General features: G+C 62.6%; 15 protein-coding genes. 7 read left to right on the top strand and 8 right to left on the bottom strand.

Going from position 1 to position 12845, the window contains the following annotated elements:
* Positions 1-25 precede the first annotated feature (25 nt).
* The 5 genes from AU465_RS20005 to AU465_RS19990 all read left to right on the top strand — a co-directional run bounded on the left by AU465_RS20005 (position 26) and on the right by AU465_RS19990 (position 3093).
* Positions 26-1084: an ABC transporter ATP-binding protein gene (locus AU465_RS20005; protein ID WP_192251734.1), complete on the top strand. Its 1059-nt coding sequence runs from the start codon at positions 26-28 to the stop codon at positions 1082-1084.
* A 205-nt stretch (positions 1085-1289) separates the two neighbouring features.
* The gene (locus tag AU465_RS37190) at positions 1290-1412 is read left to right on the top strand and encodes a hypothetical protein (protein WP_281396789.1); all 123 of its coding nucleotides are present in this window, start codon (positions 1290-1292) and stop codon (positions 1410-1412) included.
* Positions 1409-1654: a cupredoxin domain-containing protein gene (locus AU465_RS20000; RefSeq protein ID WP_192251732.1), complete on the top strand. Its 246-nt coding sequence runs from the start codon at positions 1409-1411 to the stop codon at positions 1652-1654. Before AU465_RS37190 ends, AU465_RS20000 begins: the two co-directional genes overlap by 4 nt.
* A 25-nt stretch (positions 1655-1679) precedes the next feature.
* Positions 1680-2207 (top strand): sigma-70 family RNA polymerase sigma factor, encoded by a 528-nt coding sequence (locus tag AU465_RS19995; RefSeq protein ID WP_192251729.1) that lies wholly within the window; start codon positions 1680-1682, stop codon positions 2205-2207.
* Positions 2194-3093 (top strand): anti-sigma factor family protein, encoded by a 900-nt coding sequence (locus tag AU465_RS19990; RefSeq protein ID WP_192251726.1) that lies wholly within the window; start codon positions 2194-2196, stop codon positions 3091-3093. The genes AU465_RS19995 and AU465_RS19990 overlap by 14 nt, the downstream gene beginning before the upstream one ends.
* A gap of 385 nt (positions 3094-3478) precedes the next feature.
* Here AU465_RS19990 and AU465_RS19985 read toward each other — a convergent pair whose 3' ends face one another.
* Positions 3479-4519, bottom strand: coding sequence for an EscU/YscU/HrcU family type III secretion system export apparatus switch protein (locus tag AU465_RS19985; protein ID WP_192251723.1), 1041 nt, complete (start codon positions 4517-4519; stop codon positions 3479-3481).
* 283 nt (positions 4520-4802) lie between these two features.
* Between AU465_RS19985 and AU465_RS19980 the strand changes: the two genes are divergently transcribed.
* On the top strand, positions 4803-5408 hold the full coding sequence (locus AU465_RS19980; protein WP_246506279.1) for a tetratricopeptide repeat protein: 606 nt from the start codon (positions 4803-4805) through the stop codon (positions 5406-5408).
* A gap of 185 nt (positions 5409-5593) precedes the next feature.
* Here AU465_RS19980 and AU465_RS19975 read toward each other — a convergent pair whose 3' ends face one another.
* From AU465_RS19975 to AU465_RS19945, 7 genes are all read right to left on the bottom strand, one after another.
* Positions 5594-6040, bottom strand: coding sequence for a hypothetical protein (locus tag AU465_RS19975; RefSeq protein WP_192251716.1), 447 nt, complete (start codon positions 6038-6040; stop codon positions 5594-5596).
* Between the two features lie 12 nt (positions 6041-6052).
* Positions 6053-7411 (bottom strand): type II and III secretion system protein family protein, encoded by a 1359-nt coding sequence (locus AU465_RS19970; RefSeq protein WP_246506277.1) that lies wholly within the window; start codon positions 7409-7411, stop codon positions 6053-6055.
* 48 nt (positions 7412-7459) lie between these two features.
* On the bottom strand, positions 7460-9628 hold the full coding sequence (gene sctV / locus AU465_RS19965; protein WP_246506275.1) for a type III secretion system export apparatus subunit SctV: 2169 nt from the start codon (positions 9626-9628) through the stop codon (positions 7460-7462).
* Entirely contained in the window at positions 9625-9816 is a 192-nt protein-coding gene (locus AU465_RS36685) for a hypothetical protein (protein WP_246506273.1), read from the bottom strand. Before AU465_RS36685 ends, sctV begins: the two co-directional genes overlap by 4 nt.
* A gap of 137 nt (positions 9817-9953) precedes the next feature.
* Entirely contained in the window at positions 9954-10394 is a 441-nt protein-coding gene (locus AU465_RS19955; protein ID WP_210325170.1) for a hypothetical protein, read from the bottom strand.
* The gene (locus AU465_RS38140) at positions 10391-11407 is read right to left on the bottom strand and encodes a SctD/MshK family protein (RefSeq protein WP_192251713.1); all 1017 of its coding nucleotides are present in this window, start codon (positions 11405-11407) and stop codon (positions 10391-10393) included. The genes AU465_RS19955 and AU465_RS38140 overlap by 4 nt, the downstream gene beginning before the upstream one ends.
* A 124-nt stretch (positions 11408-11531) precedes the next feature.
* Positions 11532-11714 (bottom strand): hypothetical protein, encoded by a 183-nt coding sequence (locus AU465_RS19945; protein ID WP_192251710.1) that lies wholly within the window; start codon positions 11712-11714, stop codon positions 11532-11534.
* A 212-nt stretch (positions 11715-11926) separates the two neighbouring features.
* Between AU465_RS19945 and AU465_RS19940 the strand changes: the two genes are divergently transcribed.
* Positions 11927-12787, top strand: a complete 861-nt coding sequence (locus tag AU465_RS19940; RefSeq protein ID WP_192251707.1) for a MurR/RpiR family transcriptional regulator — start codon at positions 11927-11929, stop codon at positions 12785-12787.
* Positions 12788-12845 lie beyond the last annotated feature (58 nt).

Genomic DNA, 12845 nt, shown 5'->3' with positions numbered 1-12845 from the left:
GACACCCTTTTTGTGGAGACATGCAATGGCATCGGTAACCATCAACAAAGTGCAGAAGGCCTTTGGGTCCGCCAAGATCATTAACGACGTCAGCGTCGACATCGCCGATGGCGAGTTCGTCATCCTGGTCGGGCCGTCGGGCTGCGGGAAGTCGACGCTGCTGCGCATGATCGCCGGGCTCGAAACGATCTCGGCCGGGAAAATCTCGATCGGCGAGCGCGTGGTGAACAATCTGAGGGCGCGCGACCGCAACATCGCGATGGTGTTCCAGAACTACGCGCTCTATCCGCATATGACGGTGGCCGACAATATGGGCTTCGCGCTCAGGATCAAGAAAGCCGATCCGGCCGACACCACGAGCCGGGTGAAGCGGGCGGCAAACATTCTCGGCCTCGAAAAGCTGCTCGACCGCTATCCGCGCCAGCTCTCGGGCGGCCAGCGCCAGCGCGTCGCCATGGGCCGCGCCATCGTGCGCGATCCTCAGGTGTTTCTCTTCGACGAACCGCTCAGCAATCTCGACGCCAAATTGCGCGTCCAGATGCGCGGCGAGATCAAGGCGCTGCATCAGCGGCTCGGCACCACAACCGTCTATGTCACGCACGACCAGATCGAGGCCATGACCATGGCCGACAAGATCGTCGTGCTGCATGACGGTCTCGTCGAACAGATCGGCGCGCCGCTCGATCTCTACGATCGGCCGGCCAATCTGTTCGTTGCCGGCTTCATCGGCTCGCCTGCCATGAACTTCATCCATGGCCGCATCGAGGAGGGTATCTTCCGCAGCACCGGCGGGCTGACGCTGCCGCTGCCCGAAGGCATCCAGCCGACCAAGGCCGCGGGAAGGGAACTGGTCTACGGCATTCGCCCCGAACATATCCGGGCAACGGGCCAGGGTCTCTCCGGCACCGTCACGCTCATGGAGGCGACAGGCTCGGAAATCTTCGCCACCGTCGACTGCGGCGGGGAAGCGATCTCCTGCCTGTTCCGCGAGCGGCTTGCACTGAAGCAAGGCGAGAGCGTGCCGATCGAGATCGACCGCGCCTCGGCGCATCTGTTCGACGCCAAGACCGGCCGGCGTATCTGAGCGCCGCTGTCGGCGCTCACCATCAGCAGCGACCGTGCGGATAGTCTTTCACTGCGAGGTTGCTCGACCTCGGGGCGAGCCGTTGAGCTCCCGGCGCCAATCGATCACATCAGCGTGATCGAAACCAATGATCCCTTGGGAATAAACCGCCGGTTCCGCTGGTCTTCCGGGCATGCGCCGCTCAACGGCGTTGCAGGAGACCGAGATGGCCTATCATGACAATACGAACGCCGGGCGGCAGCCTGCGGGCACAGGCCGCCGCCAGCCCTTGGAGCGCATGGGCTGGAGCAGTGTGCTCCAGGCATCGCCGTTCCTGCACCGGCCGTGACCGCAACAAAAGAGATCCACGACAATGACGGCGGCATCCCGCATCTCGTCGCGGCCAGCGATGCGCCGTTCCTTTCCGAGGCGCCGTTCTCTTCCAATATGCTTGACTCCGGTGACACCTATGCCTTCACCTCCACCAAAGCAGGTGCCTTCGCCTGCAATCGCGATCTTCACCCGCGCGAGCAGGAACGGATCAGCGCCACCCGCCGAAGGTGGCAGCAAAGCCCTGGCGGGAGCGCCTGACGGTGGGAAGGTGTTGAGCGAAAGAATGCTGGCCGCGCGGTTTGCCGAAGTGGTGCTGCCGCATCTCGGCGACGCGCTGTCGCTCGCCCGCTGGCTGACCGGGAACGCTGCCGATGCAGAGGATGTGGTGCAGGAGGCTTGCCTCAAGGCGCATGCCGGCATTGCCGGCTTTGCCGGCGGCAATCCGCGTGCCTGGCTGCTCACCATCGTGCGCAATGCCTCCTACACCTGGATGGCGCGCAACCGTCCGCGCAGCGTGGTCGCCGTCGGCGACCTCGCCGATCTCGACGACGTATCGCCGCCGCCCGACAAGGATGCGGACAGTCCGGAGGCGGCGCTGATCGCCAAGGCCAACTCGGCGGCGGTGGAAGCAGCGATCGCGAGGCTGCCGGAGGTGTTTCGCGAAACGCTGGTGCTGCGCGACATAAACGGGCTCAGCTATCGCGAGATCGCGGCCATGCTCGGCGTGCCGCAAGGCACGGTGATGTCGCGGCTGGCGCGGGCGCGCAGCTTGCTGATGACGGACATTGGAGGGCGCCATGAGCCCGCATGACGACGGATTGCCGGAAGACCCGCAGGATATGAAGCTGATGATCCATGCCCTTATAGATGGCGAGCTCGATGCCGCGGCGGCACTTGCCGTCGAGCGCCGCATCGCCGCCGATCCGGAACTTGCCGCCGAACATCAGCGCATCCTTGCGCTGCGCACGGCCGTCGCCGGCGTGCCGCGGCCCGCCGTCAGCGAGGACTTCCTGGCGCGCATCGCGGCAATCGCCGAGGTGAAAGGTTCCGACGAAGCCGAGGCCACGCAGGCCGAAGCCGTGAAGGCACAGCCGCAACGGCATCAGGGCAAGGTCATCGAGATGCGGCCGCGCGCTTCGGCACGCTGGTTCAATTCCTTCGACTGGCGCCAGATGGCGGCCTCGATCGTGCTGACGGCATTTCTCGCCAGCGGCGCGACGCAATGGCTGATGGTGGAAAATGTGCCGGACAGTTTCGCCGTCAACGTCGCCAACGGCCATCGCCGCAGCCTGCTCGCGGCGACCCCGGTCGACATCGTCTCGTCCGACCGGCACACGGTGAAGCCGTGGCTCGACGGCCGGATCGGCGTGTCGCCGCCGGCGCCCGACATGGCCAAGGATGGCTACGCGCTGCTTGGCGGCCGGGTCGAAGTGATCGGCGACAAGCCGATGCCGGCGCTGGTCTACCGCCACCACGAGCATCTGATCACCCTGGTGGCGGCGCCGCGGCAGAACGAGGCCAAATCGGTGCCGGTGGCGGACGATCTCTCGGCGGGCGGGTTCCTGCTGGTCCATTGGACCGACGGCGCCTTCTCCTACTGGGCGATCTCGGACGCCGAACGGCCGGCGCTCGACGATTTCGTCGCCCGCTTCCGGGCGGCCGCCGCAACCAATCCGGCGGCGGGCAGCCCCGGCTGAGTGGTGATCCCGACAGGAATCCAGCCTGTGACCTACAGATTAGGAATTTGTCAGACGGTCTTGCCTGTTGTTTCCCAATGCCGGTCGTCGTACGATTGCGTTGGTTCTAACATATTCAAGTTGTTGTTGTTTTCGCACTGCGTGGCTATCGTGGCGTAGACAAACCAACAGATCGAGCCAGATCGAACACGACGCAATTGCCGTACTAATGCCGTACTAATTGTCATGACAGACCTTCGCCTCGCCCTCCTTGACCGCGCCATTGCAAGCCTCGAGCCGCCGTCATCGGGACAATATTTTTCTCGAGACACCGAGCTGCCGGGCTTCATGGTGCTTGTCGGCAAACGGCAAAAGGCGTTCGTATCCAGGGCGAGCGGAGATTACTTCAAGTGAGGCCGTACCGGACAAGATGGCGAACGACAGGGGAAAACATCTCCTGACCGATGTAAGTTCCAGTGTTCGCGCGCTCGAAAAGTGGTTCCGCGACAGCCGCATCGTCCACCACTGGAATACCTGACTGGCGTGCTTGGGCCGTCATCTCTTCGGCCGTGCGCCCCTGGCCTTTGCCGACGACCGTCGGTACCGGCGTTTCGCCTTTGACGTAACGCAACGCCACAGCCCGGTCACCGGATATGAAAACGATGACCGCATTTTTCACGCCCAGCTTCGCCGGTTGCATCACCGCCTCGCGCCGCTGCCGCTGCTGTTCATGGCGGATCATTGGATCTCCTTCGAGATCCTTGTGCTCGCGCTTGTATTCGGTTGTCGTCATGCGCATGTCGCGGAGGAATAGCCAGCGCTGAACCGGAACGTCGATCACGCCGATGACGACGAAGGCCAAGCCGGCGGCGATACCGAGAGGCGTCAGCACTGCTTTGATCATCGGGGCCAGGCATGACGGACCGCAACCCGGCGCATCGAAAAGCGGCTGCAACCATGTGATCAGCACGAACACGAAAAGGCATGCCAGCAGCACCAGTTTGATCACGCCCTTGGCGAACTCGATGACGTTACGAAGTGACAGGATCTTCTGGAGGCCCTTGGCCGGGTTTATATAGTCGAACTGCGGCTTGAGCGGCTCGAACGAGAAGACCGGCCCGAACGTCCCCAGCATGCCGAAGGTGGCGGTGAGAACGACAACGATGCCGGCCAGCGGCAGCGTGGCAAGCATCAGCAGCGAGAACGAATGACGGATGGCGCGCAGGCTGACATCCCCGGACGAGCCGCCGGGCGCGGTTACGGTCTGCACGAGTTCCGATAGGTGCTTGAAGAGCGTCGGCCAGAAAAAATAGAGATAGGCGAGCGTTGCGAAAAAAGTGAAGCCGGAGATGAGGTCGCGGCTCTGTGGAACCTTGCCTTTGCGGCGGGCGTCGCGAAGCTTCTTGTCGGAAGCCGGTAGTTTCTTTTCCTCAGCTTCTTCGGCCATGTTGCAATCTTACCGCACTGTTGTGGTTCCAGTCTGTCGATGCTCTGTGTAAGGTGAGGGCGGGCTTGAATACGGAGAGGTGGATATGCGGTTGCATGTCGTATTCTTGCCAGTCGCCGTCACGCTGGCGCTGTCCGGTTGCCAGACGAGCAAAACCAGCTCGATCAACGCGAAGGCCCAAGCCCCGTCCTCGCAGTCGGATCGACTGATCAAGCTTGCCGACGATATCGATGCGCGCGGGGACAATGGTACCGCGATAGCGCTCTACCAGCGTGCGGCAGCGATGCCGGACGCCAAGCCGAGCGCGTTCGTCAAGGCCGGCGACGCCTATATGCGGGCGGGATACCCGGCCGATGCCGCCAAATCCTATCAGGCCGCGCTCGCAAAAGCGCCCAACGACGGCGAAGCGATGCTCGGGCTTGGCTCGGCGATGATAGAGGCCGGCGATATCGAGGCCGGCATGCGCGCGCTCGCACAAGCAGCGCCTTTGGTCAATAGCAGCGCCGCTTATAACCGATTGGGCGTGGCACAGACATTTGCCGGCCAGACTGCCGAAGCGCAGGCGACCTTCGCCCGAGCGTTGAAACTTGCGCCCGGCGATCTCGATGTCGAGACCAACATGGCGTTGGCGGCAGCCCTTGAGGACAACTCCGCCACGGCACTGCCGCTGGTGCAGAAGATTGCCGCCGCACCCAACGCGCAATTGCACCACAAGCGCAATGTTGTGATGGTCTACGGACTTCTTGGCCAGGCCGATCAGGTCAAGGCCTCGCCACCCATCGGTCTGACGACCAAGGAGGTGGCCACTTTGCTCGCGCGTGCCAGAACCATCCGGTCGAAGGGTAGCACGCAGGCCAAAGCCAAAGCGCTCGGCTCCATCCTCGGCTAAAGCACTTCCAGGAAAGGTGCGAAACGGCTTTCCGTCCGGAATAGCGTCAAAACAAAGAGATAGAGCGGTTTGCCGTTTCAGTGAAACGGCAAACCGCTCTGATGCGCGGGAACGGAAGGCCTGAAGCGTTCTTCCGCCGGACTTGACGCGCTGAGCTATGCAACGCGGGCGATGACCGAGGCGGCTCACTCGACCGGAAGCGTCGTTTGCGGCGTTGCCGGCGCGCTGTTGGCGCCGCCGATAGGAGCCTCCTCGCCGTCAAGGTAACGACGGGCCGCGCGCGCGGTCGGCGCGGCGGCCGCCGGTCCCATGCGGCGGCCCTCGACGAGGTCACGCTGGCTTTCGGCCATGCGCTGAAGATTGTAGGCATTGGCGCAGCCGGCCGGCAGATGGGAGCCGACACCGGAGACGATGGTGAGGTCGGTTTTGGCGGCGGAGTTGTCGTCGTCGGCCGGTTCGGCCAGACATGCATTGGGAGCCAGGATGGAGCCGCTGCCTTTCTCGGAGCCGCCGGCATCGGTCGAAACATAGCTGTAGCCGGGCGAATAATCCTGCCGCTGTTGCGGGCTGTTCACGCAGCCGGCAAGAAACAGCGCGGGAAGCACGGAGCAGAAAGCGGTGCGCAATGTCATGGTCGTTTCCCGCTATTTGATGATCAGACCGGTCGCCGACGCGTCATTGGCGTGCTTGCGACTGAGCCGCTTGGCAGCCGGACGATCGAGTGGGGTGGCGAGGCTGTCCCGCACCGGCGCCACCAGATAGGGCGTGATCAGGATGACCAGTTCGGTCTCTTCGTGCTGGAAGCGCTGCGATTGAAATAGCGGACCAAGCACGGGTACATCGCCCAGAACCGGAAATTTCTCCAGGTTGCGCGAGGTCCGCTGCTGGAAGAGGCCCGCGATCGCAAAGGTCTGACCGCTCGCCACCTCCACCGTCGTGTCCGCTCTTCGGACCACGAAGCTCGGCATGGCAAAGCCGTTGGCGGTTACGGAGCCGGCATCCGACAAAGAACTGACCTCCGGCTGGACGTGGAGCGCGATGCGATTGCGGCCGATGAGCGTCGGGGTGAAGCCGAGCGATACGCCGAAAGGTTTGTATTGAATGGTTGTGACGTCGGATCCCTGCGCAATAGGCACCGGAATTTCTCCACCGGCTAGAAAGTTCGCCGTCTGTCCGGTCACTGCGGTCAGGTTCGGCTCGGCCAGTATCTTGACGACGCCATTGCGTTGCAGGGCTTCGATGAGGACGTCGAAATTGAGGCCGTGCGCCTGGTCTAGGTTCAGACCAAAATTCCCACCGCCCGAAGGCACACCATTGTCCTGGAACATGTTGAATTCGAAGCCGCCGCTCTTGTATCCGACAGACCAGTCGACACCGTACGACTGCAACTCCGTGCGCGAGACTTCGGCGAAGCGGACGCGGATGTTGACCTGCTGCGAACCCTGCACGGTCATGTTATTCAGCGGCGGCTGTTCCGGCGGCGAGAATGTGCGTGCGACATTGTCCAAATCCTTTGCTTCATCGACGCCTCGTGCCTCACCCGTGATGACGATGCGGGTTCCGAAAATGTGGAGATTTGTCGCCGAATTCGGCTGCATTGCATGCTTGGCTTCGGAGGCAGGTGTGACATCGGGTGTGACGCGGAATTGAGCCGTTGCCTCGATCCGCTCGTTGGCAGTGACCGCAATGAGATTGGTCAGGCCGGGCTTGAGGCCGAAGACATAGACCATGCTTGGCGACACGACCTGGAGGTCTGCGATCGTGGTGTCTGCGACCAGGACGGATTCGACCGGTTCATTGAACCGCAGCAAGCGGCCTTGCCCGACCGGCAGGTCGAGCGTCGGCTTGCTCGGCAGGGGCGACACGTTCTGCGCCGTCGCGTCAGCAATCGTGAACAACAAAGCCAGCAACACGCCAACCGTCGCGATAGCGAGCCAGCGCATGTCCGTCCGCCCGGCGGAAGCGGCGGATCGAACGCCTGCTGCGGTATCGTGGATTGTCATGCCGTTCCTCTCCTGATTCCCCAGATGTCCCCGTTCGTCCGGCTGCCGTCATGAGGCTGCCTCCTGCGCAGCTTTCGCTTGAGCCGACGGCAGCGCCTGCGCGCGCGCGCCGGCTCTTCCGCTGCGGCCGGTGATCGTGGCCAGCGGCTGGACGTTGAATTCCTGCGCCAGTTCCTGGAAGGACAGGACAGGCAGCTCGATGGCATTGTGCGTGAGCAGGCTGCGCATGTGACGGCGCACGTCCATTGCTGCAAGGACGACCGGCGAGACGTCGGTGGAGTTGTGCGATAGCGCGCGCTCGACTTCGCCGACCAAAGCCTGCGCATCGTCATCCGAAAGGTTCAGGAATGTGCCGGTCGATGTGCTTTGCACGGCGTTGCGCAGAACATCCTCCGCCGACCGCTGCAGCACATAAGCCGCGATGATGTTGTTGCGGCCGGCGGAGCGGAAGCTGATCTGGCGCTTCAGGGATGTGCGGACATATTCCGTCAGCAGAACGACGTCCTGTTCGCGTTGGCCCCATTCGATCAGCGCTTCGAGGATCAGGCGCAAATTGCGGATCGGCACGTTTTCGCCGACAAGCCGGCGAAGCACCTCGGCGATCTTCTGCAGCGGCACGATTTCCTGAGCCTGTCTGACCAGATCCGCGTATTCCGTCTCCATGTCGGACAGAAGCCTGCGTGTCTCCTGGATGCCGACAAAATGGCCGGCATAGAGCCGAAGCGCATTTCCGGTCCACTTGGCGGCTGTTTCCGCAGGCGTGGAGAATACGAAGCCGGCTTCTTTCAGCGCCGCGATGTGGCGGTCATCGACCCATACGAATTTGCGCTGGCCTGAAATCGAAACAGCTTTTTCGTAGGTCACTTCGAGCAGATCAAGATGGGTAAGGTCCGCTTCGACGAGAACGCGGCCGGCGGGAATTTCGGCGTCCATGATGGGCGCGCCTTCCAGGTCGATGCGGATGCTTCGTGGCGAGAGCATCTCGTCGACCTGCATGCCGATGGCCGGAACATCGACACCGAGATCGCCGAAGAGTTCGCGGCGAACGCCGTCGGCGAGCCCGGCAAATTCGGGCTCCGGAATCGCGTCCGCGAGCTCGGAGCCGAGGCGTACGACCACGCGATACGAGGCAGGCAGCGTTCCGGTGCGAATTGCCGAAAGCGAAGCGGAGCTGCCCCGTTGTTCCTGCACCGCGATCTGGCCGCTGTCCTTGGGTTCGGACTCCTGGGCGCTGCGGCGACTGATTGCATAGGCGCCCGCCCCGAAGCAGGCACCAAGGACCAGGAATACGATGGAAGGAAAGCCTGGCACCATGGCAAGGCCAACCATGATCACCGCCGCGAGGGCAAGTGCACGCGAATCCCGCAGAAGCTGGCTGGTTATTTGCCGGCCAAGGTCGCCTGTCCCATCCGCGCTGCCGACGCGCGTCACCATCGTGCCGGCAGCGACTGCGACGAGCAGCGCCGGTATCTGCGCCACCAGTCCGTCACCCACGGTGAGCAGAGAGTAGGTCGCGGCCGCATCGCCCAGCGACATGTCGTGCTGCAGCGTGCCGACGGCGAAACCACCGATAAGGTTGACCAGGATGATCACAATCCCGGCGATGACGTCGCCCTTGACGAATTTCATGGCGCCGTCCATCGCGCCGAACAGCTGGCTCTCGTGCTCCAGCTGCTGGCGCAGACGGCGTGCTTCCGGCTGATCGATATCGCCGTTGCGCAGCTCCGCGTCGATGCTCATCTGCTTGCCCGGCAGAGCGTCGAGCGTGAAGCGCGCGGCCACCTCGGCGACGCGTTCGGCACCCCGCGCAACCACGATGAACTGCGCGACGGTGATGATCAGGAAGATGACGAGGCCGACCGCAATGCTGCCGCCAACGACGAAGGTGCCGAAGGCGGTAATGATCTCGCCAGCGTCGGCCTGGAGCAGGATCAGCCGCGTCGTCGTAATCGTGATCGCCAGCCGGAACAAGGTGGCGATGAGGATGACCGACGGCAGCGACGAAAACTGCAGCGGATGAGAAACGTAAAACGAAGCCAGCAGGATGAGCACGCTGATGGCGATATTCGAGGTGATGAGAATGTCGACGAGAAACGTCGGCAATGGGATGAGCATCATCACCACGGCGACGAGCAACAGGACGGCAATGACCAGATCGCTGCGTCGCGACAGCCTGGCAAGGAATTGCAGAAGCCGCTCAGACACGGTCATGGTCATTCAACGCCTCGTTGCGACAGGAAGCGCAGCAAGGCACTGTGAGCCTCCGTCTTGCGCCCGGCCACGAGCAGGGCGCGGCTCTTCAGCAATGCAAGCGCCGGGTGGTCCATTCCTTCCAAGGTCTCCAGCCTGGCAATCGTGGCCAGCGCCTTTTCCGCTTCGCCATCAAGTATGAGCAGGTGCGCCAATGTCCGCAGGAGACCGGCATTTTCCGGCGCCAGCTGTGCGGCGATGAGCAGGTACGTCGCACCTCGCTTGGCCTGCCCATGACACCCATAGAGATAGCCCAGGACATGCAGCAGGTGGACCGTGTCATCCGGGTCGGTCAGATCTCGATTCCTTCCTGCATGCGACCAAGCAGATCGCGATGACGCTCGATTTCACCCTCGATCAGCGCTCTGGCGAGCGTCTTGAGTTGCTCGCCGCCCTCAAGGTCAGGCACCAGGTTCGTTATGAAATGCTGGAGAATAGGCACGGAGCGACGCAGGATGGCCGGCTCCGGAATAGTGGGCATGACGAAGTTGATGAGAATGTCATCCAGCGATTCGCCCGCCGCATCTCGAGAGGCCTGGAATTCCGCCGTTTCAGGCCTGTCCGCGGCGGCTGCCGATTTCGTCCCCTGAGCGCGCTTTGCGCCTTGTTCGACGCCATTCATCCGTCGCCGGTTGATTGTCTGGCCGCGAACGCCTTCCGCCTGATGCACGTCGCGGCCGGCAGTGTCCGTCCTCACCGAATCGAGGCGCGGCCCTTCGAGCCGGCGGTTCACGGATATTTCAGCGCGACCGTGGCGCCGCCCTTGGTCAAGAGAAGTTCCGTCTCGCCAATATGTTTGATGGTCCAGCCGTCATCCGTGAACGCACCTTCGTGATAGCGCGCGCCGTCGGCTGCGATGACGTAAGGGCGCTCGCCATACCAGATCGCCTGCAGCGTCAGGCGCGGCGGCTGTTGCGCGTTGCCGATCATGACGTTGGATACCAAGGGGACACGAGCGCCGAACGCCTGGTCGAACCAGGATTGCGTTTCGGTCCAGACGTTACCCTTGTCACTCGAGATCATGCCGGAAACCACCAGGCGCCCGGGCGATCGCTGGACGGTCACCGTGCTTATGCCGGACTGATCGAGACGCTGTTTGAGCTGGCTTTCCGCTTCGGCGACAGTCTGAATCTGCGCTGGCGACGAATCGTCCAGCACTTCCTGGTCCCGCTCGCCGGCGAAAGCCATTCTGACCGGTTGATCGTCTTGAGAAGACGTCTGCGCGCCAACCTTGGCGAGAGAGAAGTCGGACTTGGCGAGAGAGAACCCGTTGGCAGCGACGGAAACGGCGAAAACGGCAAAGAGAACGCTGCCTGCAACCAGCATGGAACGACTGCCGATCGACCACCGGCTGGAAGGGTGTTCCGGATTGATCAGCCGGATGCGGGCGTCGCCGATGCCTATGACAACCGGCAACCTGCAGCGAGTGCCCTGTCCTTGACGGATGATTTCGCCTGTGGCGAGCGCGACATCGCCGCCGACGGCTTCGATTTCAAACTGGCTGCCCTTGCGCCGTAGTCTCGCGTGGATCGGAGCAATGCCGGCATCCCTGAGGACAACGTCCGATTCGGTGCTGGAGCCGATCGTATACAGGGGGCCAACCAGGCCGAGTTCGGCACCGGCATGAAAACCGTGGGTTACGCTGAGCGCGATGGACTGTGCGGCTGCCGGCGATAGGGAAATGATGGATCGGAGCCGTCGCCCTGGCGCGGCATCCAGATATCTGCCGATAGGACTAGCGGTCATGCCACTTCATCTCCCCGCCGATGAGGATTTCAAATACAGCCGGACGAAGGCGTTCGAAAATTTCCGCTGTGCAGGTACGCCGCCGGTTGCTCGCGGCGGCGCATGAGTTCGAGCATCTCCTGCGTCAAGCCTTTTCAGCCGACTCGCCGAGCGTCTTGGCGGTGCTCATCAGCATGTCGTGCTGGGATTTCGCGATCTCTTTCGTGATCTCTAGGCTGAACATGCGCTCCTGCTGCTTGATCATCTTGTCCAGGTTTTGTTCCGGCGACCCTGCAGAGCCGGACGTAATGGGAGGGGTAGCAGCCATCATTGTCTCCTTGAGGGGCTATTCAGGTTGCAAGCCCGGGCTCACGCCTGCGGTCCGGGACTTTGCTATAACAACTTAGGGCAGGACGATCGGAAATGAAAGTCCACTTGGAATGTTTGAGACATGTTTGTTCCAACTGTTGCGTTTCAGGCGCTCACGGAGTAGCCTGACCGACGGGGTTTGATGGGGTAATGGGAATGGAAAAAGGTCCTTTGGCGGAGCTGTTGGTCGAACGGTTTGAGAATATGCCGCCGCAACTGCGGGTGGCGGCGCGTTTCGTGCTTGATCATCCCAAGGATGTGGCGCTGATGTCGATGCGCGAGCAGGCGCAGCAGGCCGGCGTTTCGCACAGCACAATGATGCGGCTGGCACGGTGGCTCGGCCTTGAAGGCTATGAGGACATGCGCAGCCTTTATGCGCGCGCGCTGCGTGAGACGACAGCCGGAGAACCAGCCCGACAGGGTGGCGAACGGGATGGCGATTCGGGATATTCGACGGCCGGGGTCGTGGCTGACTCTCTCGCTGCCCAGATCTCAAGTCTTGGCGAGTACGGCAACGCCATGCAATTCATCGCCGCCGCCGAGCTGCTTGCGGGATCGCGCAATCTTTTCGGTCTCGGCTCAGGCTCGGCTTATGCAATTGCCAGCCATTTCGTTCACATAATGTCGTTCGCGGCTGGCGATGAGCGCAAGGTGATGCTTGTCGGCGGGATCGCCGGACAGGGTCTGGATGCCCTTCAGCATGCAGGGCGCGGCGACGTGCTCCTTGCTGTGGGCATGACGCCCTATGAACGCATGACGATAGAAGTGGCGCGCCAAGCGGCCCGGCAGGGCGTCAGCGTGGTGGCGATCACCGACAGCAGCGTCTCGCCGCTGACCCGGATCGCGCGGGAAGCAATCGTTGTTACCTCAAATTCGCAATCGTTCTTCCGAAGCATGTCGCCGGCGTTCGCCGCCGTCGAAATCCTGGCGGCGTTGACGGCAACGCGGTCAGAAACGAATGCGGCGGAACGAGTGAAGCAGTCGGAAGAGCAGCTTGCTGCTTTCGGCATTTATTGGAAGCCCCCTCGATAACAACGGAAGGGTTGCGATCGGGACGGGCGTGACGGCGGCCAGACTGCCGGCAACAGTG

This window comes from Mesorhizobium silamurunense (genome assembly GCF_014843905.1).
Classification (GTDB): Bacteria; Pseudomonadota; Alphaproteobacteria; order Rhizobiales; family Rhizobiaceae; genus Mesorhizobium; species Mesorhizobium silamurunense.
The sequence above is the reverse complement of the archived record's forward strand: the minus strand, read 5'-3'. Positions and strand labels throughout refer to the sequence as shown.

Coding starts and splice junctions, on each gene's coding strand:
- AU465_RS19970 (WP_246506277.1), bottom strand. CDS start 7,411: ATGACAATCCACGATACCGCAGCAGGCGTTCGATCCGCCGCTTCCGCC.
- AU465_RS20005 (WP_192251734.1), top strand. CDS start 26: ATGGCATCGGTAACCATCAACAAAGTGCAGAAGGCCTTTGGGTCCGCC.
- AU465_RS19995 (WP_192251729.1), top strand. CDS start 1,680: ATGCTGGCCGCGCGGTTTGCCGAAGTGGTGCTGCCGCATCTCGGCGAC.
- AU465_RS19975 (WP_192251716.1), bottom strand. CDS start 6,040: ATGACATTGCGCACCGCTTTCTGCTCCGTGCTTCCCGCGCTGTTTCTT.
- AU465_RS19980 (WP_246506279.1), top strand. CDS start 4,803: ATGCCGGACGCCAAGCCGAGCGCGTTCGTCAAGGCCGGCGACGCCTAT.
- AU465_RS19990 (WP_192251726.1), top strand. CDS start 2,194: ATGAGCCCGCATGACGACGGATTGCCGGAAGACCCGCAGGATATGAAG.
- AU465_RS38140 (WP_192251713.1), bottom strand. CDS start 11,407: ATGACCGCTAGTCCTATCGGCAGATATCTGGATGCCGCGCCAGGGCGA.
- AU465_RS19985 (WP_192251723.1), bottom strand. CDS start 4,519: ATGGCCGAAGAAGCTGAGGAAAAGAAACTACCGGCTTCCGACAAGAAG.
- sctV (WP_246506275.1), bottom strand. CDS start 9,628: ATGACCATGACCGTGTCTGAGCGGCTTCTGCAATTCCTTGCCAGGCTG.
- AU465_RS37190 (WP_281396789.1), top strand. CDS start 1,290: ATGGCCTATCATGACAATACGAACGCCGGGCGGCAGCCTGCGGGCACA.
- AU465_RS19945 (WP_192251710.1), bottom strand. CDS start 11,714: ATGGCTGCTACCCCTCCCATTACGTCCGGCTCTGCAGGGTCGCCGGAA.